We start from the raw sequence: 23,540 nt of genomic DNA on the forward strand, positions 1-23,540 counted from the left end.
GACTTCGGGATCTCCACCGACCGGGTCTGCCTGGTGATCGAGCTCGTCTTCTACGAGCCGACGACGACGTACTGCGGCACACGGTCACCGTCGACTTCAGTGGCCAGCCGTACGTCACCCGGCACGTGCCCACGCCCGAGGACCTGGCGCGGCGGGAGTAGACGGGCTGTCGGGCGGTCTCGGAAATGCGTGAGGCCGGGCTCCCGGTAGTGCCCCGGGCGACCGGCCTCACGTCTTCCAGGAGCCTGCGGCTCCTGAGGACTTCCTCAGGCTGCTGGGCTCGATGAGCGACTCTGTCGGTGATCTTGGTTTGCCAAGGTCACTGTGCTTGGCGCCAACAGCGGGGCCGAGGCACTCCGAGGGCGGCGAGGTATTGCTGGAACGTGGTCGGAGGGCGGGGCCGGTAGTTGGTGTCGGTGGGTTCCTGGGTGCTGAGGCGTTCGATGTTGACGGCGATGGCCGTCAGGACGTGCTGGACGTGGGCTTTTGGGCGTGCCTCGGTAGCGGCAGCGGCGCATCTGGTGGCCGTTGACGATCTCGTTCACGGTGCCCTCGATGCCCGAGCGGGAGGCGTAGAGCCGTCGCCATGTCGGGTCCTGCTGGTCGGCGCGGTTCGATACGCCTCCGGAGTGCTGCTTGCTTCGCAGCGGAGCGCCGGCCGGATTGGAGGCGATGTTCGGCAGCAGGTGAGGGACACGTGACGGGGGGTGCCGGTTCAGGTGGTGAGGCGGTCCAGGTGCGCGTTCAGGGTGGTGGCGGGCGGGTAGGTGGCGCCGACTGCGGTGACGTGTTTCCAGTGCAGGCGGCTGTCGCTGTCGATGATGAACACCGAACGTCGCAGGCCGATCAGGGGTGCGGTTATCCCGAAGGACCTCGCTACCGTGCGCCCCTCATCGGACAGCAGCGGCATCCGCAGGCCCCTGTTGCGGGCGAACCTCTCGTGACTGTCGACTCCCTGTGGGCTGATGCCCCACACGGTTGCCCCGGCGGACTCCAGTTCGGCCAGGCCGTCGGAGTAGGAGCACAGTTGCGCGGTGCACACCGGGGTGTCGTCGCCGGGGTAGAAGGCGAGAATGAGGGGTTTGCCACGCTGTTCGCACAGCGTGTAGTCGGCCCGTTGGAAGGTTTCGCCGTCCAGGCGGCCGCCGGGCAGGCGGAAGTCGCCGACGGTGTCTCCGATCTTCGGGGTGTTGGCCATGAGGGACCTCGATGGTTTCGGGTGCGGACACTGGGCGGGGGCCTTCCGTCAGGTGGGAAGGGCCATCAGGAGGAGGGGGTCGGTGGTGGGCTGGGGTGACCCCCCGGTGGGCTCGAGGGTGAGGCCGACCGCTCCCGCGTCGGCGGGGTCGCCGGTGAGGAGGACGGTGCCGTCGTGGTCGATGAATCCGGCCGGGCGCATGGTGCCCTTGTGGTCGAGCCACAGCTGGTACGTCTTTCCCGCTCCGGGGGCGGGGAGGCTGGCGGCGGTGAAGACAGCCTTGTTCTGCCGGTCGGAGGTGACGACCGTGGTCAGGGCTCCGTTGGCTGCCCGTCCGTGGGCGGTGCGGGCGTCGGGCGCTGCCAGGACGGTGCTGACCTCAGCCAGTTGCTGTTGGGCTTGTCGGGCTTGCTGTTTGAGGTCCTGTCCGTTCTGGATCTGCCACACGGCGACGCCGCCGAGTGCGGCAGCGGCCACGCTCGCTGCCAGCGCCAACGGCATAGCCCCGCGGCGCAGCACGCCGCCGAGGGAGGATGACGCCACAGGGGTGGGGGGGATGCGGGGAGGGAGCTGGCGTACGCCGTCGATGGCGGCCATGACCTGTGCCTTGGCTGATTTGGGCGGCGTTTGGGAGACCGCGGCTGCCAGGCGTGCCGCGGTCGCCTTGAATTCCGAGGCTTCCTGTCGGCATGCCTCGCAGGTCTGCATGTGGGTGTCGAAGTCGTTGCGTTCGCTGGGGTCGAGTGCGTCGAGGGCGTAGGCGGCAGCGAGGGTGTGGGTGTCGGTGGCGTGGTGTTTCATGTGGTCACCCCCATGCAGTCGCGGAGCCGGATGAGCCCGTCGCGCATGCGTGTCTTGATGGTGGGAAGCGGTGTGCGCAGGGCTTCGGCGACTTCACGGTAGGTCAGCCCCCGGTAGTAGGCCAGGGTCACTGCCTGACGCTGGAGTTCGGTCAGTCCGCGCAGGCAGCGGCGGACCTGTTCGGACTCGAGGCGGGTCTCGACCTGTTCGGCGACCTCGTCGAAGGCGGTGGTGTGCTCGCGGGCGGCCTGGGCGTGTTCTCGGTCCGTGGACGCCTGGGCGGAGCGGACCCGGTCCACGGCCCGCCGGTGGGCGATCGTCGCCGCCCATGTGGTGACGGAGCCGGCGTCGGGGCGGTAGCGGGCGGCTTGCCGCCACAGGTCGATCATGACCTCTTGGGCGACTTCCTCGGACTGGGCCCTGTCGCGTACGACCTTGGTCACGATCCCGAACACGAGGGGTGCGAGGGCGTTATAGAGGGTGGAGAAGGCCTGTTTGTCTCCGTGGGCGACCTTCTGCATGGTTTCGGTGAGGCCGGCGTGTCCTGCTGCGGGGCCGGGGCCGAAGGGGAGTGGTTGGTTCACCGGCGCCGGTCCCGCCGTGGCGAGAAGACGGAGGGACGGCCGGGCAGGGCCGTCGTGGGGCGGGGTGTCCATCGCATGCCGGTCCTTGAAAGCTCGTCGCTCAAGCGGGGCCGGGCCGCCCCAGGGGGTCGGCCCGGCCACCACAGCAGGTGGGTGTGTCAGCAGTTATTCGTAGCCGACGGGCGCGCGGATGGGAGGCGGTTCGTCACCCGCGCACCCGCGGTTACCCCGTTCGAGGGAAGCGAGAGGTGTCGGCCCAGCCGGGGGGCGCCTGGCAGCGAAGGCATGGGTGTGGGGGCCCCAAGGCGTTCGGAGTTCCCGCACTGGCCGGCGGACCGATCGACCGGTTTCGGGTATCCCATGGAGGTAGTTCAGATGCTTCGTGTGCGACGAGGTCTTGCGGTGGCGTTGGCTGCCGGTGCGGTCGTGGTGGGTGGCGCGTCGGCGGCTTCGGCCGACGCCGGTGCGCAGGGTGTGGCGGCGTACTCGCCGGGGGTGGGGTCGGGCAGCCTGATCCAGGTGCCCATCCATATCCCGGTCAACGCGTGCGGCAGCACCGTCAGCGTCATCGGGCTGCTGAACCCGTCCTTCGGTAACAGTTGCGTCAACGCCTGATCCGGCACTGCTAGAAGAGCCCCGGTTCGCCGCCGACAAGACGGGGTGGCGCGAACCGGTGACCTGCCCGGCATCGGGTGCGTTCGAGGCCCTGGGGGTACGTCGAGCGCGCTGCGGGCCGGGCGGGTCGGCTGCGGGTGGCTGTCGGCACAGCCACCCGCAGCATCCCGGCTTTTTGCACGGACTACCAGGTGAGGACCGCGATGACCTGCTTGCCGTGAGCGCAGGGGCTGACGAAGAGATCCGCACCCAGCGCCCGGATGATCTTCAGTCCCCTCCCGCCCGGCTCGAGTCGTTGCCGGCCACCATGGTGGCGGTGGAGTTCTGCTGATCCGTCGCTGACGGCGATGCCGGCCCGGCCGTCCTCCAGGGTGAAGGTCAGCGCGTAGGGTCCGTTCGCGTGCCGGATCGCATTGGTGACCAGTTCGGAGACGATGAGGACGATGTCCCCGGCGATACTGCGGGGGCAGGCCGCTGACCGGACGGCCATGAGTCGCTCTGCGGTCTGACGTGCTTCGTGCGGCGCCTGCATGCTGGACGGCAGCGGTAGGTGCAGTGTGGCCGGACACGCGCGCGGTGCGATGGCGGTGTCCATGGTGATTCCTCACGGTGAGTGCGGCCCCTGTGGTCGGTGGCCGAACGGATGGAACGGCAAGGGGGCTCCGGTGATTCGGAACCCCCTCATCGGCAGTCCGGCGCTACCACTTGTTGTGGCAGTTCCAGTGGCCGGGAACCCAGTGACTGACGGAGTGGCCGGGCACCCAGTGCTGCTTCCAGTAACCCTTGCCCCACCATCCGTCGTGCCAGTTCCCGTGATGATCACGGTAGCCGTGGTGCCAGCTGCCCTGGTGCCACTTCCCTTCCCAGTGGCCCTTGACCCACTTCTCGGCCCGGTGGCCCTGGTACCAGGTGCACCGCTCGTGGCGGTCCCATCGGTCATGGCGGTGGTCCCGGTCGCCGGTGACCGTCGAGGTCACCGCGGACGGCGCCGTCGCGGCGCTCGCCGACGCGGAGAGGCCCAGCACGGACGCGCCGGCCACGAGTCCGGCCGAAGCCGCCCCGGCAACCAGCCGCCGCATGTGCAGGGATGCTCTCATCGCACTCACCTCCTCCCACTGCTCGTTCCGTGTGATCCGCGGCTCCTCACCATCAGGAGCCTCGTGAGGAGATTCGGGACCAATCACCCGAAGGATTGCCGGGTGCCTCGAGTCCCTCGGAGCCGTTCGGGTGACATCCGAGGTTCACGGCCATCCCTGATCTGCTCCGGTACCGAATCGGATGAGGACAGCAACGCCGGACGCCGCCTGTTCTGCGGCGGGACGGCACCGGACGGTGATCAACGAAGGGGTGAGTCTTCGTGCGGAGCTTCACTCGGACAGGTCCGCTCGTCGTGCTCCTGCTCTGGCTGGTCCTCGCCTTGGTCACCGGCCCCTACACCGTGCGGCTCGGCGAGGTCACGCAGGCCGGGCAGGACATGCAGCTGCCGCCGGGGGCGGAGTCCGCGAAGGTGGCCCGGCTGCTCAACCCGACCGGTGCGGAGCAGCCGCTGCCCCTCGCCGTGATCTGGACACCCTCTACCCGGGGAGGCCAGATCACCGAGCGCCAGTTCGAGGCGACACGTCAGGTCACCGCCCGTCTTACCGGCCCCGGCCCGGCCGTGGTGCCGGTCCTCGCCAGGAACGGCCGTGCCCTGACGTCGGTGATCGCCGCCGGGCCCGCCGATCTGCCCGCCCACCTCACCGCCATCGGCCAGGCGGCGGCAGCGGTCGAGGGTACGACCGTGCACCTGGCGGGGCCCGCGGCCGCGCAGCGTGACCTCGACGACGCCTTCGCGAGGACCGACGGCACCCTGCTTGCCGTCGCCCTCGGCGGCGTCCTGCTGATTCTGCTGCTGGTATACCGCAGCCTGCTCATGCCGCTGCTGGTGATGGCGGGAGCGGTACTGGCCCTGGCTGGGGCATGCACGGCGTTGTACGCGCTGGCAAGGTCGGGCAGGCTGCCGATCGACGGCCAGACACGGGGCATCGTGTTCGTCCTGGTCGTCGGCGCCGGCACCGACTATGCCCTGCTCCTGGCGGCCCGCTACCGCGAGGAACTCGCCGGGCAGGAAGACGCCGCGCAAGCGATGGCCGCGGCGTGGCGGGCCACGGCCCCGCCTGTGCTTGCCAGTGCCGCGACCATCGCCTTCGCGATGATGACCCTCTCCTTCAGCGCCCTGCCCTCCGAGCGGGCGCTGGGACCGGCGGTGGTGATCGCCATGATCTGCTGTGCTGCCGTTTCGCTGACCTTCCTGCCGGCCGTCCTGACGCTGTGCGGCCCACGCGTGCTGCGGCCACGCGACAGGGCCCGGGCGGGCGCAGGGCGGGCATGGCCGACGCGGGGGATCGAGTGCCGGCCGCGCCGGATGTGGCTCGGCTGCCTCGTCCTGCTCGCGGCGGGAGCGGCGTGTGCGCCGCTGATCTCGCAGAGTGGTGTTCCGCTGCACCGGGCACTGCCGGCCACCGCGCCCTCGGTGACCGGGCAGAGCGTCCTCTGCCGCCACTTCCCCGCCGGCACCGCGAGCCCCGTCGTCATCCTTGCTCCGCCCGCCGGGACCGCCGAGGCTCACAACCGGGTCACTGCGACGCACGGTGTGGCGACCGCGGTCGCCACACCGTCGGGGCCTGGCGCCAGGGTTCAGATCATTGCGACGCTGACAAACGCCCCGGACAGCGCACAGGCCCGGCACACCATCGCCCGTCTTCGCGCTTCCCTGGTCGGCACGGGGGCGCTGGTCGGCGGGCAGAGCGCACAGCTCGCAGACCTGCACGAGGCGTCCGTGCGCGGCCACCGGCTGATCATGCCCCTGGTACTGCTGGTGGTCCTGGCCGTCCTCATCGTCCTGCTGCGCTGCCTGCTCCTGCCGCTGCTGCTGGTCGCGGCCGCCTGGGTCAGTCTGCTCACCGCGTTCGGCGCCGCCGCACTGGTGTTCCATCTGGTCCTGGGCAGCACGGCCACCGAGCCCGCTGTGGTGCTGTTCTCCTTCGTCTTCCTCGTGGCGCTCGGTGTGGACTACAACATCTTCCTCGTCCACCGAATCCGCGGCGAAGCAGCCGAACGAGGCACTACTGCCGGTGTGCGGCGGGGGTTGGAGACCACCAGTGGCGTCATCAGCGCCGCCGGCCTCATCCTGGCCGCCACGTTCGCCGCACTGTGCGCGATGCCTCTCCTCTATCTCGCCCAGATCGGCTGCATCGTCGCGATCGGTGTCCTGGTCGACACCCTTCTCGTGCGGCTGTTCCTCGTCCCCGCCCTCATCCTCGACCTCGGACACCGCACCTGGTGGCCCGCGCGCCTGCCTGGTGACCGGGCTCGTGGTGATGGCACTCGGTGCCCCGTCCCGGGAGTCGGTGCCTCGGCCCGGCCCGCGCAGCCCACATCCGCGCCATAGCCCCGAGGCCGGGCGGTCACTCTTTCGGGTGTGGGACCAATCCGACGGGCAAGTGCCGCCGAATGGGGGGTGTGAGCAGCTTCCGCAGCACCCTCTCCCGCGCCGCCCTGGGCGCGTTGGCCGGTCTCCTGGCCGGGTTCACGGCACTCGCCGTGGCTGAGCTGGTAGCAGGGCTGGTGCGGCCGACCGCGGGGCCGGTGACCGTCGTAGGCGGGGCGGTGATCGACCGGACGCCGGCCTCGGTGAAGGACTTTGCGATCCGCACGTTCGGGGAGAACGACAAGACCGTCCTGCAGCTCGGCATCCTCGCCGTACTCGCGATCACCGCCATGGGTCTGGGCGTGCTCAGCCTGCGGCACCGCCGTGCCGGTTCCGCAGGCGTGCTGCTGTTCGGGGTCGTCGGCGCCGCGGCGGCCCTGAGCCGGCCCGACTCCACCGGTTTCGGCGACGCGCTCCCCTCGATCACCGGAGCGGTCGCGGGTGCGTTCACTCTCTACCTCCTGGCGTCGAAAGGCGCTGCGACACCCTCAGGAGGTGAGGCCGGAGGGTCCGGGTGGAGCAGGCGGGGTTTCCTGACCGCGGCGGTCGTGACCGCCGCAGCGGCCACAACCGCAGGCACACTCGGACGGTTCCTCGTCGGCCGCAAGGGCCAGGGTGCCATCGCCTCCCGCAACACCCTCGTGCTGCCCAAGCCCGCCTCCCCGGCGCCTCCGGTTCCTTCGGGTGCCCAGCTGAAGGTGCCCGGCATCAGCCCCTTCACCACACCGAACCGGGACTTCTACCGCGTCGACACCGCGCTCGTCGTGCCCCGCGTGGATGCCGGCACCTGGCGGCTGCGGATCCAGGGCAAAGGCGTCGCCCGTCCGCGCACCTACTCCCTTGACCAGCTCCTAGCCCGCCCGCTCATCGAACGCGACATCACTCTCGCCTGCGTTTCCAACGAGGTCGGCGGCCCCTACATCGGCAACGCCCGCTGGCTCGGTGTCCCCCTCGCCGAACTCCTCCGGGAGGCCGGCGTCCAGCCGCCTTCCCGGGGAGGCAAGGCCGACCAGCTGGTGGCCCGGTCCGTGGACGGGATGACCCTAGGCTCCCCGGTCGAGGAGGTCATGGACGGACGGGATGCGATGCTCGCCGTCGCCATGAACGGCGAACCCCTCCCGTTCGACCACGGTTTTCCCGTGCGCATGCTCGTCCCGGGCCTGTACGGGTATGTGTCGGCGTGTAAGTGGATCACGGACATCGAACTGACCACCTTCGACGCGTACGACCCGTACTGGGTCAAGCGCAAGTGGGCCCGAAAGGCCCCGGTCAAGACGCAGGCCCGCATCGACACGCCCACGCCGTTCGCCCGCCCCGCCGGCGGGACGATCACCGTCGCCGGTGTGGCCTGGGCCCAGCACCGGGGCATCACCCGTGTCGAGGTCCGTATCGACGACGGGCCCTGGCAGGTCGCCGACCTCGCCGTCCAGGACACCCTCGACACCTGGCGCCAGTGGTCATACCGCTGGAACGCCGCCCCCGGTGGACACACCATCACCGTCCGCGCCACCGACGGCACCGGTGCGGTGCAGACGGAAGAGCGCAGCCGGACTATCCCCGACGGGGCGAGCGGCTGGCACAGCGTCTTCGTCACCGTCCCCTAGACCACCGGACCGGCCCGCGAACCCAGGCCGTCTCGGCAGTACCACCCCCAAGCCAAACCCAGACAGATATACCCCTTCAGGGAGTAACTCTCATGAACAGCATGAAGATCCGCCGTACCGCGATCGCCGTGACCGCTGCCGCCCTGCTGCCCTTCTCACTGGCCGCCTGCTCCGACTCCGGCAGCGACACCAAGGCCGCCCCGACCGCGGCTGCCGGGGACCAGGCCAAGACCGGTCAGAGCACTCCCGCGGATGACACGATGACCGGCGACAACCCCTTCGGCCCGGCGTGTGCCGGTGTTCCCAAGGAGGGTGCCGGTTCCTTCGACGGCATGGCCAAGGACCCCGTGGCCACCGCCGCATCCAACAACCCGGCCCTGTCCACCCTGGTCGCCGCGGTCAAGCAGGCGGGCCTGGTCGACACGCTCAACAACGCCAAGGACATCACGGTCTTCGCGCCGACCAACGACGCCTTCGCGAAGATTCCGAAGGCCGACCTCGACAAGGTCCTCGCCGACAAGGCCACGCTCACCAAGATCCTCACCTACCACGTCGTGGGCCAGAAGCTCACCCCCAAGCAGCTCGAGAAGGGCTCCTTCGAAACGCTGGAGAAGGGCATGGTCACCACCATGGGCTCCGGCGAGTCCTACAAGGTCAACGACACCGCCAGCGTGGTCTGCGGCAACGTCAAGACCGCCAACGCCAACGTCTACATCATCGACACCGTCCTCATGCCCAAGTAGCGGCTCTCGGCATCCGCCGGTGCGACATTCGGCCCGGCACGTCCATGGAAGACAAGGACGTGCCGGGCCTGCCGTCGGCTGTGCGGACAGCAGGCCAAGTCCGAGGGCAGCAGCGACTCCCCGGCCTCCCCCGCCCACCCACAGATCTTCGGCCGCGACTGCGGCCCACCGGAGCAAGACCAGCGCGATCGAATCGGCCGGGCGGGTGCAGGGGGCGTCCAGCACAAGCCGCAGCCTGTAGTCCGCGCGAGTGATTCCGCCTATCCGTGCCGCTTACCGCAGGCGAGGAACGGTCGCGGAGCGGAAGATGAATCCGAGGCGGCGGGCAGCGGCATGACCGTCGCCGGGCTGTGGCCGCCACCTCTTCTCGCGGCCACAGCCCGTCACACGGACACCGCAGGAGCCGGCTTCACGGGCTCGGTCTACGAGATGAGCCACGGCGCCGCTCGACCGAGGCCCAACGATCGACCTGACGACGCAGCGCACGGCCGTTGCCCAGGGAAGGCGGCCACATGGACGGCGACCACCCGCCCGAGTACGGGAAGAAGCGCCCGTCCGGGGAAGCGAACGGGAGGCGTCCTTCCCCTGACCGTCGTCCACCGCACGATGCCCAGCCGCAGTCCGGCCCGAAGCACGAGGCGAATCCCGAGCCCGCTGCGGGTGCCGGCTCGCCCCGGTCGGTCAGCGGTCCCTTGGAAGGTCCTGTGCCGGTACGTGGACCCTCGCCGCACCCTCAGCCAGAACGGCCTCGGATCCGTGACCGGATTCGCATGCTGCTGGACTCGGTCCCGCCGCCGGGGCCGACCCGGCCGGGATTTTGGCGCAGTCCCCTGCGGGGGCCGTGGCTGACGGCCGTGTTCGGGCTGGTCCTGCTGTTCGGGATCAGCATCCTGTTCGTGACCGGACTGCTCTCCTACGCCGCCTACAACCCGGATCTGGATCCGATCAACGACCAGACCCCCGGCAAGGGGCTGCTCGGTTTCTACCTGGTCACCTGGCCCACCTCACCGTACTGGGGTTATCGCCTCAGCCAGGGGATCCACGTCACGCTTGGGATCGTGCTGGTCCCGGTCCTGCTGGCCAAGCTGTGGTCGGTGATCCCCAAACTGTTCGAGTGGCCGCCGGTCCGCTCGGTCAGCCACGCACTGGAGCGTCTGTCGCTTCTGCTGCTGGTGGGGGGAGCCGGGTTCGAGTTCGTCACCGGGATCCTCAACGTCCAGCTTCACTACATCTTTCCCGGATCGTTCTACACCCTGCACTTCTACGGCGCGTGGGTGTTCATCGGCGCGTTCGTCGTGCACGTCGTCTTCCGGCTCCGGCGGGCCCTGATGGCGGTCGTATCCCGCGAGCAAGGGCCGGCTCAGCCGCCCCCTGACACCGAGCCGCCCGCGCCCGCCGACCCGATGGGCCTGACCTCGCCCCGGCCCGCCGCGCCCACCATGTCCCGCCGTGGGGCGGTCCTGATGGTCGGTGCGGGATCGGCGGCCCTGCTGGCCGTGACGGTGGGACAGAGCATCGGCGGCTGGATGCGTGCGACTGCCCTGCTCGCCCCCCGCGGACAAACTCCCGGCTCCGGCCCGAACGGCTTCCAGATCAACAAGACCGCCGCCTCCGTGGGAATCCGCGCCATCGACGTCGGGCCCGCCTGGCGGCTGACCGTCCGCGCCGGCAACCGGCAGGTGCTCCTGACCCAAGACGAGCTCTACGAGCTGCCCCGGCACACCTCCCGGCTGCCGATCGCCTGCGTGGAAGGCTGGTCCACCAACGACCAGGAGTGGAGCGGCGTCCGCTTGGCCGACCTCGCCGCGCTTGTGGGCCTGACCGAGCGTCTGCCGCAGGTTCTCGTGCAGTCGGTACAACGCGGCGGTCCGTACAACGCTGTCGTCCTCGCCCCCAACCAGGTACGCGACCACCGTTCCCTGCTCGCGCTGGAGGTCAACGGGGCGGTCCTCTCACAGGACCATGGCTACCCGGCCCGGATCATCGTTCCCAACGCGCCCGGCGTCCACAACACCAAATGGGTGGGGCGCCTCACCTTCGGCGAGCCCGCATGAACCACCTCCCTGCCCGTTACGGCGCCTCCCCTCTCCACCTCGCGCTCACCCTGTGTTCTTTCGTACTCGCTCTCTACGCCGGCCTCCGGCTGCTGGAGGGCGATACCTGGGGCGTGGCCGTGTGGTTCGTCGGCGCCGCCCTGCTGCACGACCTCGTTCTGCTGCCTCTGTACTCGGCCGCCGACCGGGGGCTCCAGCGGCTCCTGCCACCGAGCGACCCTGCTGCGGCCGGGGGCCGAACGGCCTTGGGCGTCAACTACGTCCGAGTTCCGGCGTTCGTCTCGGGCCTGCTGCTGCTCGTGTGGTGGCCTTTGATCCTCGGCCGGGTGGATCAGTTCACGGCGGTCTCGGCGCTGCCTGCGGATGTGTTCCTCGGCCGCTGGCTGCTGATCACCGCCGCGCTGTTCGCGGGCTCGGTGCTCTGGGCGCTGATCCGCACGGCACAAGCCACCCGGCGGTTGCGGGCCGTGCGACGTGCTCAGCGGCCGGCGGCCCGCAAGGACACGAAGTGACGCCCCCGCCGTGACGTCCACCGTTCCCCCGCCGCCCAGCCCGCATCCGCCGCATGGCGGGGGAGAGCGTCCGCTCCGACCGTGGCCCAGGGGAATGAGCCGCGTACGGGACGGTGCCCCTCGTGCAGCCGGGCCAGATGTCGCCGGTCGGTCCCCCCGAGCGGGACCTCGACGATCAACAGGCCCCCCTCGGCCACCAACGCCCGGATACGGCGCATCAGCGCGGGCGGGTCTCCGCCGATGCCGATGTTGCCGTCCAGGAGCAGTGCCGTCTGCCAGCGGCCCTCGTCGGGAAGCGGGTCGAAGACCGACCGGCACAGTACGCTGCTTCCCCGGCTCACCGCCGCCCGGACCGCGGGCAGGGAGATGTCGATGCCCAGGGCGCGATGGCCTTGTTCGTCAAGAGCCTTCACCACTCGGCCGGGTCCGCATCCGATGTCGAGCACGGCTCCTTTACAGCGGCGGACCACCCCCATGTCGCAGGCGTCCGCCCGCCCGCACCACCGGGTGGTCGCAAGCGGCAACACCCACCCCGTGCCGTCCCTCAGTGACAGGTCCGTGCTGCTGCAGACGAGAGCCCGTGCGTAGGGGGCGGCGTTCCAGTGCTCCAGCGACCGGTCGCGCCGCTCGGCGCCGGTACCCGAATGAGCAGACAAGGATTCCATACCGTTCGTTGAAGTCGGCGTAGCCACATCATGTGGAGGACGGAAGGGACGATGAACCGGCGGTGGTGTGCGGGTGGCCGCACTATGGGCGGCCACCCGCACGCCGAGGCCGGTTCAGGACTCGGGGCTACTTCTGGTTGAGGGGCAGGGCCAGGTCGGTGACCTGGTACTTCTTCGGGAAGGCACCCTTGTTCGTGGCTTTGCCGGTCAGGAGGTCGACCGAGTACAGGCGGTAGGAGCCTGCCGTGCCGATGGCGGCGAAGCCGTAATTCGTGCCGGCGGCCGCGTTGAAGTAGATGTCGAATCCGGCGTCCAGGTCGGCGCTGACACCGAGGCTGCCCGTGGGAGCGAGGGTGCCGGCGTTGGCCGGGGACTGCAGGGAGATCCGGTCGGCCATCGTGTCCAGGTCGAACAGGGTCGTCGCGGTCGCGGTGTTCAAGTCGTTGTTGGTGTAGGCAGCGCCGGTGACGCCCATGGCGGTCGACGGCGGGGTGGTGGGGTTGGTGAGGGTGCCGTCGACCGTGGTGGTCAGCGGGGCTGCCGGGTCGTCGATGTTGTGGCGCAGGTTCTGGCCGGTGTTGGAGATGACGCGCAGACGGTTCGCTGCGGGGTTGAAGTCCACGCCGAAGGTGGTCCCTGCCAGCGCGACGGTCAGCTGGGACACCTTCGTCGCCTGGGCATTCATGGTGTTCAGGGTGTAGATGCCGCCCCGGTTGCCGACGCCGTAGAGCTTCTCGTTCTGGACGCGGAAGTCGATGCCGACGAGCTTGGTGTCGCCGGAGAGGCCGGATACCTTGCCCAGCGACCAGGTCTTGGACGGCTTGTTCACGTCCAACTCGACCAGCCGCTGGTCGCCGGTCAGGCCGATCGCGCTGAGGCCGCCCTTGTGGTCCATCGCGGGCATCGTCTTTGGCGGGTTGTCGTCGGCCGCGGCGAGCGAGGGCGCCGCGCACAGGGCTGCCAGAACAGCTGCGGATACCGCGGTCGCGGTGAGATTGCGCATGTTCACTCCATTCATCGGTGCCTCGGCAAGGGTGGCCGACGGCTTATCGGGGGATTCGTCACCACCACCGCAGCGGACAGGCACCTGGAGCGGAAGCCACCCGCACGGCCCAGGAAACGGCGCCCGGGCTACGCCAGCCGGGTGGCGACATCGTGTCCCCGGCAGTCCACGGCGTCCCGGCCGTACTACCGGCGCAGACGGTGTGTTCATGCATACGGATGAGGGATGGCAGCGCACGGAGTGCGCGGGGCTCGAGGTCTGCCTGAAGGGGGACGAGGTTCGCGGACTGAGGCTGTTGGGCTGGGAGGCGGTCCTGCCCCGCTCACTGGCCGTCGTCCTGGGCGTTCAACCGGCCATGGCCCCGCATCATCCAGCGGCACGATCACCGGGAGGAGCCTTCGCACAGTCCGCCCGGTCGATCGCCTGAGGGGAATCGCTCTCGCCCGCAGCTCGCGAGGACAACTTCCCTCCGGACCGGTGGCGAGGCCGTGATCAGGCGCAGAACAACAGGCCCACGCAGAGATGAGGCTGTTCCTGTGTGAGCTGGGCCGTCCACGGGGAGAGCCGCGATCCGGTGGTGCCGTTCGTACACGGCGAAGTGCCTGCCGGCGCAGTGCCGGACGGCCCCGTCGCGAACGCTGCGGCACCGACACGTCACGGCTCCACACCTCCGTGGCGCTATTGCAACTAGCTTGCAATAGAAGACTGTTGGCTCGTTCGGGCTAGCGTGAAGCTGCGTGTCGCCGCAGCCTTTAAGCCGATGTAGCCGAGCGCCCTCGTGGGGCTGGCCTGCGGGTTCGTCGTCCCTCTCGCATCGCGGATGCCGGCGTGGACTGGCTGGCGGGCGCGCGGCGGGTGCCGGGCGTGGTTTCCTTCGGCCTGCGCGACCCCGCGCGAAAGTGTGTCCGGGCCTGGTCAGTCCCCGTTGCCTTTCCTGACGCTGCCCGGGCAGTGCGAATCCCGGTTCGCCGCGGTGCCGACCGCCACCCGAACAAACCCGAAGCGGCACCGACGCCCGCCCGATCCGGCCGGGCCCGGTACGCACCCTGTTGGGAAGGAAGCACCTCCAAGTGAAGGCAACACCTGCGGCGTCCGGCCGACGCCGGCTGCTCGACCACTCCCTGCTCGTCCTCGGCTCCAGCGCACTCGCGACCGCTATGGCCGTCCTGACCCTGGGCCCCGGGGTCAGTTCCGCCTCCAGCCACCGCGAGGCACCACTGATCGCGGGCGACCCGCGCGCGGACAACACCGACGTGTACGCGTTCACCAGCCCCGACCGGGCCGACACGGTCACGATGGTGGCGAACTGGATCCCGATGGAGGAGCCGAACGGCGGCCCGAACTTTTACGCCTTCGGTGACGACCTGCGCTACAACATCAAGGTCGACAACGATGGCGACGGCAACTCCGACGTCACCTACACCTGGCGCTTCCGTAACAGCTACCGCGACGCCGCCAACCAGTTCCTGTACAACACCGGCCAGGTCACCTCGCTCAACGACCCCGACCTGAACTTCCGTCAGTTCTACGATCTGGTCGTCACTACCAAGGGCAAGAGCCGCACCATCCTGGAGAACGTGCCGGCCGCCCCGTCCCGCACGGGCAAGGCCTCCATGCCTGACTACACCACGCTGCGCAACCAGGCCACCCTCAGCCTGCCGGGTGGCGGCAAGACCTACGCGGGGCAGGCCGAGGACCCGTTCTTCGCCGACCTGCGCGTCTTCGACCTCCTGTACGGCGGCGACCTGAGCGAGCGCGGGCAGGACACCCTGGCCGGCTACAACGTCAACACCATCGCCATCCAGGTCCCCAAGAGCCAACTCGCGCTGAACGGGAACAGCTCGCGCAACCCCGTGATCGGCATCTGGTCGACCACCGAACGCCAGGGCGTCACGATCAGCGACTCCCGCGAGGCGCAGCACAAGAAGGACTGGAAGCAGGTCTCGCGTCTGGGCAACCCGCTGGTCAACGAGGTCGTCGTCCCGATCAAGTACAAGGACGCCTTCAACACCCTCAACCCGTCCCAGGACCGCACCGTCCAGCCCGTCGTCGACAAGGTCCTCGACCCGATCCTGCCCAAGCTCATCCAGCAGGTCTACGGGATCCCGGCCCCGCCCACACCGCGCAGGGACCTCTTCGAGATCTACCTCACCGGCATCTGCAAGGCCTGCGGCCCCATCCAGGCCGATCTCAACGCCCACCGCCTCAACCAGGACGCCAACCTCAAGAAGATCGTCCCCGCCGAGGAACTACGCCTGAACACCGCAGTCCCCCCGACCGCGATGCCCAACCGTCTCGGCGTCCTCGCCGGCGACCTGGCCGGCTTCCCCAACGGACGCCGCCTCGCCGACGACGTCATCGACATCTCCCTCCAGGCCGTCGAAGGCGCCGCCCAGACCGGCCAGCTCGTCCCCGCCCTCGCCGACGGAGACAAGGTCGACACCAACGAAGTCCCGTTCGGCACCACGTTCCCGTACGTGGCGCTCCCGCACACCAAGAACGTCAACACCGGTCCCAGCGGCCCGGAGCGCAACGCCGAGCAGTCGACGATGAAGAACTCCGCCGCCGAAGTACCCGCCCTGACCACGTCCCACGCCGCGGCCATCGGCGGGCTCGGCGCACTGCTCCTCGGAGCCGGCGGCTTCCGCCTGCGCCGCCGCAACAAGAACAGCTGAACCGGCCGCAGCCCGACGACGGCTGCGACCCACGGTGTCAGGGCCCGGGCACAGGACCGTCCGGGCCCTGACACCGGTACCACCAGGAACCGGGGAGGACCCTTTCGTGCCGCACCATGCCACCGCACCGCCATCCACACCTCAACCGTCACCGGCGCGCAGACGGCTGCGCAGCACCGCGGTCGTACTGGCCCTGGGAGCGGTCATGTTCACCGTCGGCGCGGTCGCCCTGAACCCGAACGGAGGAACCGCCGCCCAACCCGCAGCCACCGCCCGGGCGGCAGGACCAGCCCCCGGCTCCATCCAGGCGCTCCAGGCACGCGTGACCCGCCTACCGAAAGACCCCGGCGGTTGGGCGGCGCTCGGCATGGCCTACGTACAGCAAGGACGTACGACCGCAGACCCGGCCACCTACGCCCGTGCGGAGAAAGCCCTGCGGACCTCGCTGACCGTTCAGGGCACGGACAACACAGACGCCGAGATCGGCATGGGAGCCCTGGCCGCGGCCCGGCACGACTTCCCCACCGCCCTCGACTGGGCTCTCAAGGCCACCACCAGTGACCCCTACAGTGCCTCCGCCCACGGAGTGCTCGCCGACGCGTACACACAACTCGGCCGCTACGACAAAGCGGACGAAGCCGTGCAGCAGATGGCGGACCTGCGCCCGGACGCGGCCTCCCTGGCCCGCGCCTCCTACGCCTTCGAACTCAAGGGCGACACCAAACAGGCCCGCGACCTGATGCGCCGCTCCCTCACCGCGGCCGCCACCCCGGCCGATTCTGCCTTCGCCCGCGCGGTCCTGGCCTCCCTCGCCCTCCAGGACGGCGACGCCCAAGGCGCGCTGACCGAAGCACAGGACGGGCTGAGGGCCGCGCCCGGCGATGCGGCCCTGCTCGAAGCGCGGGCACGCGCCTACGAAGCCCTGGGCGATGCCCCCAAGGCGGTCGCCGACTACCGGGCCGCCATCGCCGTCGCCCCGCTGCCGCACTACCTGCTGGGCCTGGGGGAACTGGAACAGTCCCTCGGCCACCGCGACCAAGCGGAAGCCCAGTACACACTGCTGCGCGCTCAGGACCGGATCCGGGGGAACAATAAGGCACCGGCCGATGCTGACGCGATCCTCTTCGAAGCCGACCACGGCAACCCGCAGCAGGCCGTCACCATGGCCGAAGAGGCCCTGCGTACACGGCCGTTCATCGCCGTCCACGACGCCTACGCCTGGGCACTGCACCGGGCCGGCCGCGACACCGAAGCACTCGAACACGCCGACCGGGCACTGGCCCTGGGCACCCACAGCGCGCTCTACCACTACCACCGCGCCGCCATCCAAGATGCCCTCGGCCACCTCGAGGACGCACGCCAAGACCTTGCGCAAGCACTGCGTCAACCCGGCTTCCACCCCCTGCACGCCGGCGATGCCCGCGCCCTGCTCCAGCCAATCGACACCAGCGAATGAACCACACCCTTCACCGCACCCTCACCGCCCTCGCCGGCGCCGTCCTCGCCGCCACCGCGGGCGTTGCCGCAGCCCCCGCCGCGAGCGCCCACCCACTGGGCAACTTCACCGTCAATTACCACACCGGCCTTACCCTGCGCCCCGACCGCATCGACGCCAAGGTCATCGTCGACCGCGCCGAAATCTCCGCCCTCCAGGAACGCACCCTCATCGACACCGACCACGACGGCAGCATCAGCGCCCCCGAAGCCCGTGTTTACTCCGAGAACGCCTGCGCCGTCCTCAAGCGTCAGCTCCACGTCCTCGCGGGCGGCCGTAACGCCGACTGGAAGGCGACTTCGGCCAGGCTCGAATACCAGCCCGGCGAGGCCGGCCTCAAGACCAGCAGACTCACCTGCGAACTCACGGCCCCCACCGCGCTCACAAAGCCGACCGACATCTCCCTGACAACCAGCTACGACACCCAGCGCATCGGCTGGAGAGAAGTCACAGCCACCGCACAAGACATCAAGATCACCCAGTCCGACGTCCCGGCCGTCTCCACCACTCGCGAACTGCGCGCCTACCCGCAAGATCCTCTCGCCTCCCCCCTCGACCAGCGCGCCGCGAACCTGCGCACCGAGCCCGGGCAGGGCGCGGGCCTGGTACCCGCAGCGGCGGACATCCCTGGGGCCGGTCTGGTCACCGGCACCATCGGCAAGGTCACCAGCATGTTCGACTCCCTGGTCGGAGCGAAGGAGATCACCCTGCCCGTCGGGATGCTGGCCCTGCTCCTGGCCGTCGTGCTGGGAGCCTCGCACGCCGCCATGCCCGGCCACGGCAAGACCATCATGGCCGCCTACCTCGCAGGACGCCGCGGCACCCGCCGAGACGCCGTCACCGTCGGCGCCACCGTCACCCTCACCCACACAGCAGGCGTCCTCATCCTCGGCCTCGCCCTGCCCGCCGCCACCCACCTCGCCGGGGAATCCGTCCTGCTCTGGCTCGGCGCCGCCAGCGGACTGCTCGTCACAGGCATCGGCCTATGGCTCCTGGCCGGCGCCCTCCGCGGCAAAACCACCCTCCACAACCACCATGACCACGGCAATCACGGGCACACCCACGATCACGAGCACCCGCACGACGCCCACCATCACCACGACGACGATCACAGCCACACCCATGACCACCACGGGCTCGGGCCTGCTCGCAGACCCGGCAAGCTGATCCCCTCCAGGCGCGACGCCCTAACCGACCAGCCGCACGAGAGCGGCCGCGTCGCCACACTCACTCCCGCGCACCACGCACACTCCCACCCCACTGCGCCACTGGCACCGAAGGCCGCCAGGCGCCCGGCGAAGACCGGCCTCATCGGCATGGGCATCGCAGGTGGCCTCGTCCCCAGCCCCTCCGCCCTCGTCGTCCTCCTCGGCGCCGTCGCCCTGGGCCGAACCACGTTCGGCATCACCCTTGTCATCGGGTACGGACTCGGCATGGCCGCCACCCTCACCCTCGCCGGACTCCTCCTCGTCCACGTACGCGAACACATCGAAACCCACCGCCGAACCCACGTACTGCGCGAGAACGTCCTGCTGCGCAAGATCGCCCGCACCGGCCCCGTTCTCACCTCCCTCCTCGTGATCGCCGTCGGATTCGGTCTCACGGTCCGCGCAGCAACGGGAGGCGGATAGGGACATGGGCCGGCTGCGTTCAGGGAGAGCGATAGCACCGCGTTACGCCTGAGCGTGCCAGCCTCCTGCGGGGGTCTGTACGGTCTCCGGCCCTGTCTCACATCCGGCGGTGACGGAGAGTCATCGAGGTATGCGCTGGTCGAGAAGGTGAATGTTCATCCGGGCCAGCTGTCTCCCCTCCCGTACGCCCGGAGTTCCGGGGCGCTGAACGAGGGGCCGAACTGGGAGAATCGCTGCACGTGACGATCGTGGCGGTACGTCACCACCAGATGTGAGACAGCCCGCAGGCTTTACAGACCCGCACCCGAGAAGCAATCACAGAAGCGTTGAAACGAAGCATCCGATCCATACTTGGCGACGACAGCGCAGGGTGCCCGTCAGGGGCCGCCAGTCGCTCCCGACGGGCGGCGAGAACCTCCCCTCAGGTCCCCCGGGTTGGGCAGTACGTGATGTCCGCCACAGGCAGCAGCTGGGAAAGGGACACGATGGCTCGCCGTAACGCGACACGAGCCCGGGGCTCGGCTCCTGCGTAAAGCGACACGACGTGCGGGGGACACGGCCTTTGCCGAAACAAACCTGCTCGACCGGCTCGGCACTTCCCCGGCCGCGTTCGGCGTGATCATGGGCATCGGAGGCGCCGGAGGTGTGGCCGGTGCGCTGCTCGCGCCGAGGATCGCCGCCCGGATCGGCATCGGCCCCACGATCATCACGGGGTTCGCGGTCAGCCCCCTCGCCCAGGTCCCCCTGCTGTGCGCCGGCCCCGGACTGCGGTGGCAAATCGTCCTCGCCGTGACGCTGGCCGGGCAGTTGTTCTGGGCGGTGGCGTCGGGGACCAGCCAACGCGCTCTGCGTCAGGCCGTGTGCGACCCCGCTTTCCAGGGCCGGATGCAGTCCGCAAGCACCACGCTCACCGCCGGGATCCGACCGCTCGCCGCCGCCACCGCCGGCGGCCTGGTCCTTCTCATCGACGTCCGGGCCACCCTCGCCGTCGGCGCGCTCCTCCAAGTCGTGCCCGTCGTCCTCCTGCTCGCCTCCCCTATCCGCGCACTGCACAAGATCCCCGCCCGCGCGGCCGTGCCGCCCGCCCGGGAAGGAGCCTCACCGTGACCACCGCGCCCACCGCGGCCGCGCCCCACTGGGAGCCGCTCTGGTCCCAGGGCCGCCGCTACCGGCAGCTCGACGACACCGAGAACAGGCTGCTCGAGAGCCGACTCGGCCCCGGGCGCGGCCGCCCGGCCCTCGACATCGGCAGTGGCGACGGTTTACTCGCCCGGCGCCTCGCCGAACTCGGCTACCGCACGACCGGCATCGACTGCTCCCCCACCGCCATCGCGCTCGCCACGGCCCAGGACCCCGGGCGCGGCCGCGTGCCCGCCTGGCAGTGCCTGGACTTCACCACCGACGCCCTCAGCACCCTGCCGGAGCCGGCGTACCCGGTCATCACCTGCCGCCTCGTCTACCGGTGGATCGACGACGCCGCAGCCCACCTGCGCCAGGCCGACCCGTACGACGTCATCTACTCCGTCTGCTCCGTCCCCTACCTGGACCCCGACAGGCTGCTCCCCATCCTGGCCACCAGCCTCAAGCCGGGCGGACGCCTGCTCTTCTCCGCGCTCCACACCAACTCGGCAGGCACTGGCCCGTCGGCCGCGGTCTCCTCCCGGCCCGAGATCCTTCGGCTCCCCGGCACCACTGACGACCATCCCGTCGACATGTGGGTCTTGACCCCACAGCTGTGGGAAGACCTCCTCGTACAGCACGGCCTCACCATGGAGGCGGTCACCACGATCGACTCGCCGAAGCCGGACAGCCACGTCTCCTACCGGCTGTACTCCGCCCGCCGCCCCCACCGCGTACCGAGCCGCCCCCGCACCAGCGCACCGCCGCCGCCACACGCGGCGGTGGGCGTGGGCGTCATCGTCCAGGGCCCGGACGGCATCCTGCTCGGCCGGCACCAGCGCGGCACGTGGGAGCTCGCCGGCGGAGGCGTCGAGCCGGGCGAGACCTTCGGCGAGGCGGCCGTACGCGAGCTCCGCGAGGAGGCCGGTCTCGCTGCCGAGCCCGAGGACGCACAGGTGCTGGGCACCCTCCTGGACCGGGTGGGCGACGTCGTACGCATCACGGTGCCCGTCGTCGTCACCCGGTGGTCCGGGGTCCCGCAGCAGCGCGAGGACGCCATCGGGGCCTGGCGGTTCTGGCCCCTGGACAGCCTGCCCGCCCCGCTGTTCGTACCCAGCGCCCAGTGCCTGACCGCCTGGATGGCGGATCTGCCCCTCGACCACGCGCCCGCCGACTTCCAGCGCTACGAGACCCCCGTCCGCGCGTAGCCCGAAGACCACGCCCACCCGCCCGCCATTTGACAGAAAGGCTCCACCCTCGTGAACCCGTACCCTCCGGATGCGCCTCTCACCCCGAGCATCCCGGACCCGTCCGCCCTGTGGGACACGATCGGCCAACTCGGCAGGTTCTTCACCGGCCTGGACACCGACCGCGGCATCGCCCCGGAGCAGCAGTGGACCCTCCAAGTCCTGAAGATCGCCGAGGAGGCCGGTGAATCGGCCCAGGCCGTCATCTGCGCCTGGGGCACCAACCCCAGGAAGCCCCAGGGCACCTGGCTACACGTCCAGGAGGAGGTCGCGGACACCGCGATCACCAGCCTGATCACCCTCTACCGGATGCTCGGCGACCAGGCACCAGGCTTCCTCACCAGCGTCCTCGCCCAGAAGTCCACGAACTTCCTCCCCCAGACCGGCATCAAGGAGAACCTGTGAACGGGCGCACCGGGCGCTGCGAATGCGAGCACATCACCTACGAGGTGGCGGGAATCCCTGACGATCCGCACACCTGCTTCATGCAGCCACGAGCGGCGCATCTCCGGTGGGCCCGCCGTCCTGTGGGTCGGCTTCCCCCTGTCGACACTGAAGTGGACCGGCCCCGGAGGAGAGCCGACCTGGTACGTCTCAGGAACCCTTCGCCGCGGCTTCTGCCCCCCCCTGCGGGAGCCAGCTCGTCTCCGTCGCCGACGAATCGACCATGATCATGATGACCGGCTTCAGCCTCGACGACATGAGCGGCACAGACCCAGTCGGCCACTCCTCCCGTACGGAAGCCCCTGCGTGGATGACCATCACCCTCGCCCTCGACGGGCAGAAGCCCGACAACCCGTAGGAGACCTCGGGACAACCCGGCGTGGACTGCTACTCGTGCATGCTGCAACGCCCACTCTAATTCCCAGGTCGACACGGTTTGGATGAACGCCCGATCAGCTAGTGCGGACCGCCTCATCCCTGCCGGGGCGTGTGATCGCGCAGGAACCGTCGCGGGACTTCGGCGTCCCGGGCCGGCGCGAGCCGAGTGGATCCGATGGCCCGTGGCCGAAGTGAGCCTCGTCGAGGGAGCCTGTCCCACGGCCGTCACTGGTCCTCGGGTACAGACGTGTCCAGCTGGCGGGCGCGATCGGAATCAGTACCCCGAGGGCTACAGCCGCGCGCCGGCATCCCGCCCTCACCGCAGCCAGTTCGGCCCGCACATCCGCAACCGGCGACTCCTCGGCGGCCGCCGCCCGGACGGCGGCCTGGCGCAGCTCACGGCGGGCGGCTTCGTCGTCGCCGGGCAGGACGGTGCAGTCCGCGGCGTCGGCGACCGCCGTCACGAGCACGGCCACATCTCTAGGAGCGTGCGCCCGGTCGCGTACGTGCACACCGAGTAGCTGGGGCGCCCAAGCGGCCAGCACGTTGCGGATGTCCTCACAGGTCCGGGCAACCCCGTCACTGGTCGGCGCCCGGACGACTTCGTCGTCCATCCCTCCATCGTTGCGGCCGCCACCGACATCCGACGCTCGCGCGACATCTGCCACCATCCGAAGCGGCGGCCGCGGTCCACTCGGACCGGGTGCTGGCCTCAGTGCGTAGGTCCCGGCGGTGCCGGGCAATGCTCGTACGGTCTGCGCTGCGCTTCGAACCGTACGGTTTCCCCCACCCTCCCTGCTCTTCGATTCTGGAGACCAGGCGGCCACGAGCAAGGTCGTCTGGTGCGTGTCCTCGCCGGCCCGCTCCTGCGTCGCTCTACCGGCTCCGGCACTCCCTCCCTCCCCTGCACTCCGCCGCCCGGTCCTCCGACATCTCATTTCGCAGGGAGGGAGGAGGAAATGGTCCGCGGCCACAGGCTGTCACCGATCACCTGCCGTACCCGGCCAACCCAACGACTTGGGCGCGGGAGCCTCTCGCGAAGGGGGTTGATGGGCCTGGAGTCATCTGCAGGCCCTGGATGGGCGTTGGAGATGGCCTACGGTGGCGCAGCTGGGCCGGAGCTTTGCGGGTGGCCGTCGCACGGGCTGATACGCGACGTGCTCGCAGACGCTGACACCCTTGATTCATGCCGCTCACCTGCGAAACTGATGGTGAATGATCATCAGGGGAGGTTGACAGCCCTCCCTCCATCGCGTAGATTAGTACATGTCGGAACGGGGAGGGCAAACCTCGGGACGGACAC

General features: G+C 69.9%; 22 protein-coding genes. 13 read left to right on the forward strand and 9 right to left on the reverse strand.

Annotated features, from left to right (window positions below):
- Positions 1-266 precede the first annotated feature (266 nt).
- The 4 genes from AB0M99_RS29700 to sigK are packed head-to-tail and all read right to left on the reverse strand — an operon-like array spanning position 267 to position 2,655.
- On the reverse strand, positions 267-797 hold the full coding sequence (locus tag AB0M99_RS29700; protein ID WP_365925922.1) for a transposase: 531 nt from the start codon (positions 795-797) through the stop codon (positions 267-269).
- A complete protein-coding gene (locus AB0M99_RS29705) occupies positions 716-1,198 on the reverse strand; it encodes a peroxiredoxin (protein ID WP_365925808.1) in 483 nt (160 codons plus the stop codon). The genes AB0M99_RS29700 and AB0M99_RS29705 overlap by 82 nt, the downstream gene beginning before the upstream one ends.
- A 48-nt stretch (positions 1,199-1,246) precedes the next feature.
- Complete coding sequence (locus AB0M99_RS29710; protein ID WP_365925810.1) at positions 1,247-1,999, reverse strand: anti-sigma factor; 753 nt, start codon at positions 1,997-1,999, stop codon at positions 1,247-1,249.
- Positions 1,996-2,655, reverse strand: a complete 660-nt coding sequence (gene sigK / locus AB0M99_RS29715; RefSeq protein WP_365925812.1) for an ECF RNA polymerase sigma factor SigK — start codon at positions 2,653-2,655, stop codon at positions 1,996-1,998. The genes AB0M99_RS29710 and sigK overlap by 4 nt, the downstream gene beginning before the upstream one ends.
- Before the next feature lie 303 nt (positions 2,656-2,958).
- Between sigK and AB0M99_RS29720 the strand changes: the two genes are divergently transcribed.
- Positions 2,959-3,198 (forward strand): chaplin, encoded by a 240-nt coding sequence (locus AB0M99_RS29720; protein WP_365925814.1) that lies wholly within the window; start codon positions 2,959-2,961, stop codon positions 3,196-3,198.
- Positions 3,199-3,382: 184 nt separating this feature from the next.
- On the opposite strand, the gene AB0M99_RS29725 is transcribed toward AB0M99_RS29720, so the two are convergent.
- Together AB0M99_RS29725 and AB0M99_RS29730 are read right to left on the reverse strand one after the other, a co-directional pair.
- Positions 3,383-3,793: an ATP-binding protein gene (locus AB0M99_RS29725; protein WP_365925816.1), complete on the reverse strand. Its 411-nt coding sequence runs from the start codon at positions 3,791-3,793 to the stop codon at positions 3,383-3,385.
- A 103-nt stretch (positions 3,794-3,896) separates the two neighbouring features.
- Positions 3,897-4,295: a hypothetical protein gene (locus tag AB0M99_RS29730; protein WP_364852269.1), complete on the reverse strand. Its 399-nt coding sequence runs from the start codon at positions 4,293-4,295 to the stop codon at positions 3,897-3,899.
- Between the two features lie 260 nt (positions 4,296-4,555).
- Here AB0M99_RS29730 and AB0M99_RS29735 point away from each other — a divergent pair, with 260 nt between their 5' ends.
- The 5 genes from AB0M99_RS29735 (at position 4,556) to AB0M99_RS29755 (ending at position 11,580) form a co-directional block, all read left to right on the forward strand.
- The gene (locus tag AB0M99_RS29735; RefSeq protein ID WP_365925818.1) at positions 4,556-6,628 is read left to right on the forward strand and encodes an MMPL family transporter; all 2,073 of its coding nucleotides are present in this window, start codon (positions 4,556-4,558) and stop codon (positions 6,626-6,628) included.
- A 62-nt stretch (positions 6,629-6,690) separates the two neighbouring features.
- Positions 6,691-8,271: a molybdopterin-dependent oxidoreductase gene (locus AB0M99_RS29740; RefSeq protein ID WP_365925821.1), complete on the forward strand. Its 1,581-nt coding sequence runs from the start codon at positions 6,691-6,693 to the stop codon at positions 8,269-8,271.
- Between the two features lie 92 nt (positions 8,272-8,363).
- On the forward strand, positions 8,364-9,014 hold the full coding sequence (locus tag AB0M99_RS29745) for a fasciclin domain-containing protein (RefSeq protein WP_365925823.1): 651 nt from the start codon (positions 8,364-8,366) through the stop codon (positions 9,012-9,014).
- 770 nt (positions 9,015-9,784) lie between these two features.
- Positions 9,785-11,068, forward strand: coding sequence for a molybdopterin-dependent oxidoreductase (locus AB0M99_RS29750; RefSeq protein WP_365925824.1), 1,284 nt, complete (start codon positions 9,785-9,787; stop codon positions 11,066-11,068).
- Complete coding sequence (locus AB0M99_RS29755) at positions 11,065-11,580, forward strand: hypothetical protein (protein ID WP_365925826.1); 516 nt, start codon at positions 11,065-11,067, stop codon at positions 11,578-11,580. The genes AB0M99_RS29750 and AB0M99_RS29755 overlap by 4 nt, the downstream gene beginning before the upstream one ends.
- On the opposite strand, the gene AB0M99_RS29760 is transcribed toward AB0M99_RS29755, so the two are convergent.
- Both AB0M99_RS29760 and AB0M99_RS29765 read right to left on the reverse strand, forming a co-directional pair.
- A complete protein-coding gene (locus tag AB0M99_RS29760) occupies positions 11,547-12,026 on the reverse strand; it encodes a methyltransferase domain-containing protein (RefSeq protein WP_365925828.1) in 480 nt (159 codons plus the stop codon). The two genes, AB0M99_RS29755 and AB0M99_RS29760, sit on opposite strands and share 34 nt — an antisense overlap.
- A 346-nt stretch (positions 12,027-12,372) precedes the next feature.
- Complete coding sequence (locus AB0M99_RS29765; protein ID WP_365925830.1) at positions 12,373-13,248, reverse strand: DUF4394 domain-containing protein; 876 nt, start codon at positions 13,246-13,248, stop codon at positions 12,373-12,375.
- Positions 13,249-14,318: 1,070 nt separating this feature from the next.
- Here AB0M99_RS29765 and AB0M99_RS29770 point away from each other — a divergent pair.
- The 7 genes from AB0M99_RS29770 (at position 14,319) to AB0M99_RS29800 (ending at position 22,217) form a co-directional block, all read left to right on the forward strand.
- Complete coding sequence (locus tag AB0M99_RS29770) at positions 14,319-15,923, forward strand: DUF4331 domain-containing protein (protein WP_365925831.1); 1,605 nt, start codon at positions 14,319-14,321, stop codon at positions 15,921-15,923.
- 106 nt (positions 15,924-16,029) lie between these two features.
- A complete protein-coding gene (locus AB0M99_RS29775) occupies positions 16,030-17,379 on the forward strand; it encodes a tetratricopeptide repeat protein (protein WP_365925833.1) in 1,350 nt (449 codons plus the stop codon).
- Positions 17,376-19,049, forward strand: coding sequence for a nickel transporter (locus AB0M99_RS29780; RefSeq protein WP_365925835.1), 1,674 nt, complete (start codon positions 17,376-17,378; stop codon positions 19,047-19,049). Before AB0M99_RS29775 ends, AB0M99_RS29780 begins: the two co-directional genes overlap by 4 nt.
- A 621-nt stretch (positions 19,050-19,670) precedes the next feature.
- On the forward strand, positions 19,671-20,156 hold the full coding sequence (locus tag AB0M99_RS29785; protein ID WP_365925837.1) for a hypothetical protein: 486 nt from the start codon (positions 19,671-19,673) through the stop codon (positions 20,154-20,156).
- Entirely contained in the window at positions 20,153-21,376 is a 1,224-nt protein-coding gene (locus AB0M99_RS29790; RefSeq protein ID WP_365925839.1) for a bifunctional class I SAM-dependent methyltransferase/NUDIX hydrolase, read from the forward strand. The genes AB0M99_RS29785 and AB0M99_RS29790 overlap by 4 nt, the downstream gene beginning before the upstream one ends.
- 51 nt (positions 21,377-21,427) lie before the next feature.
- Positions 21,428-21,820: a MazG-like family protein gene (locus AB0M99_RS29795; RefSeq protein WP_365925841.1), complete on the forward strand. Its 393-nt coding sequence runs from the start codon at positions 21,428-21,430 to the stop codon at positions 21,818-21,820.
- Between the two features lie 262 nt (positions 21,821-22,082).
- A complete protein-coding gene (locus AB0M99_RS29800) occupies positions 22,083-22,217 on the forward strand; it encodes a hypothetical protein (RefSeq protein ID WP_365925843.1) in 135 nt (44 codons plus the stop codon).
- A gap of 94 nt (positions 22,218-22,311) precedes the next feature.
- Here AB0M99_RS29800 and AB0M99_RS29805 read toward each other — a convergent pair whose 3' ends face one another.
- Entirely contained in the window at positions 22,312-22,851 is a 540-nt protein-coding gene (locus tag AB0M99_RS29805) for a hypothetical protein (RefSeq protein ID WP_365925845.1), read from the reverse strand.
- Positions 22,852-23,540 lie beyond the last annotated feature (689 nt).

The organism is Streptomyces sp. NPDC051183 (assembly GCF_040682455.1).
Lineage (GTDB): Bacteria > Actinomycetota > Actinomycetes > Streptomycetales > Streptomycetaceae > Streptomyces.

Excerpts from the sequence above, each read along its gene's own strand:
- AB0M99_RS29755 (WP_365925826.1), top strand. The coding sequence starts at position 11,065 with ATGAACCACCTCCCTGCCCGTTACGGCGCCTCCCCTCTCCACCTCGCG.
- AB0M99_RS29730 (WP_364852269.1), bottom strand. The coding sequence starts at position 4,295 with ATGAGAGCATCCCTGCACATGCGGCGGCTGGTTGCCGGGGCGGCTTCG.
- AB0M99_RS29740 (WP_365925821.1), top strand. The coding sequence starts at position 6,691 with ATGGGGGGTGTGAGCAGCTTCCGCAGCACCCTCTCCCGCGCCGCCCTG.
- AB0M99_RS29805 (WP_365925845.1), bottom strand. The coding sequence starts at position 22,851 with ATGGACGACGAAGTCGTCCGGGCGCCGACCAGTGACGGGGTTGCCCGG.
- AB0M99_RS29705 (WP_365925808.1), bottom strand. The coding sequence starts at position 1,198 with ATGGCCAACACCCCGAAGATCGGAGACACCGTCGGCGACTTCCGCCTG.
- AB0M99_RS29710 (WP_365925810.1), bottom strand. The coding sequence starts at position 1,999 with ATGAAACACCACGCCACCGACACCCACACCCTCGCTGCCGCCTACGCC.
- sigK (WP_365925812.1), bottom strand. The coding sequence starts at position 2,655 with ATGGACACCCCGCCCCACGACGGCCCTGCCCGGCCGTCCCTCCGTCTT.
- AB0M99_RS29745 (WP_365925823.1), top strand. The coding sequence starts at position 8,364 with ATGAACAGCATGAAGATCCGCCGTACCGCGATCGCCGTGACCGCTGCC.
- AB0M99_RS29750 (WP_365925824.1), top strand. The coding sequence starts at position 9,785 with ATGCTGCTGGACTCGGTCCCGCCGCCGGGGCCGACCCGGCCGGGATTT.
- AB0M99_RS29725 (WP_365925816.1), bottom strand. The coding sequence starts at position 3,793 with ATGGACACCGCCATCGCACCGCGCGCGTGTCCGGCCACACTGCACCTA.
- AB0M99_RS29780 (WP_365925835.1), top strand. The coding sequence starts at position 17,376 with ATGAACCACACCCTTCACCGCACCCTCACCGCCCTCGCCGGCGCCGTC.
- AB0M99_RS29765 (WP_365925830.1), bottom strand. The coding sequence starts at position 13,248 with ATGCGCAATCTCACCGCGACCGCGGTATCCGCAGCTGTTCTGGCAGCC.
- AB0M99_RS29800 (WP_365925843.1), top strand. The coding sequence starts at position 22,083 with ATGATCATGATGACCGGCTTCAGCCTCGACGACATGAGCGGCACAGAC.
- AB0M99_RS29785 (WP_365925837.1), top strand. The coding sequence starts at position 19,671 with ATGGGCATCGGAGGCGCCGGAGGTGTGGCCGGTGCGCTGCTCGCGCCG.
- AB0M99_RS29720 (WP_365925814.1), top strand. The coding sequence starts at position 2,959 with ATGCTTCGTGTGCGACGAGGTCTTGCGGTGGCGTTGGCTGCCGGTGCG.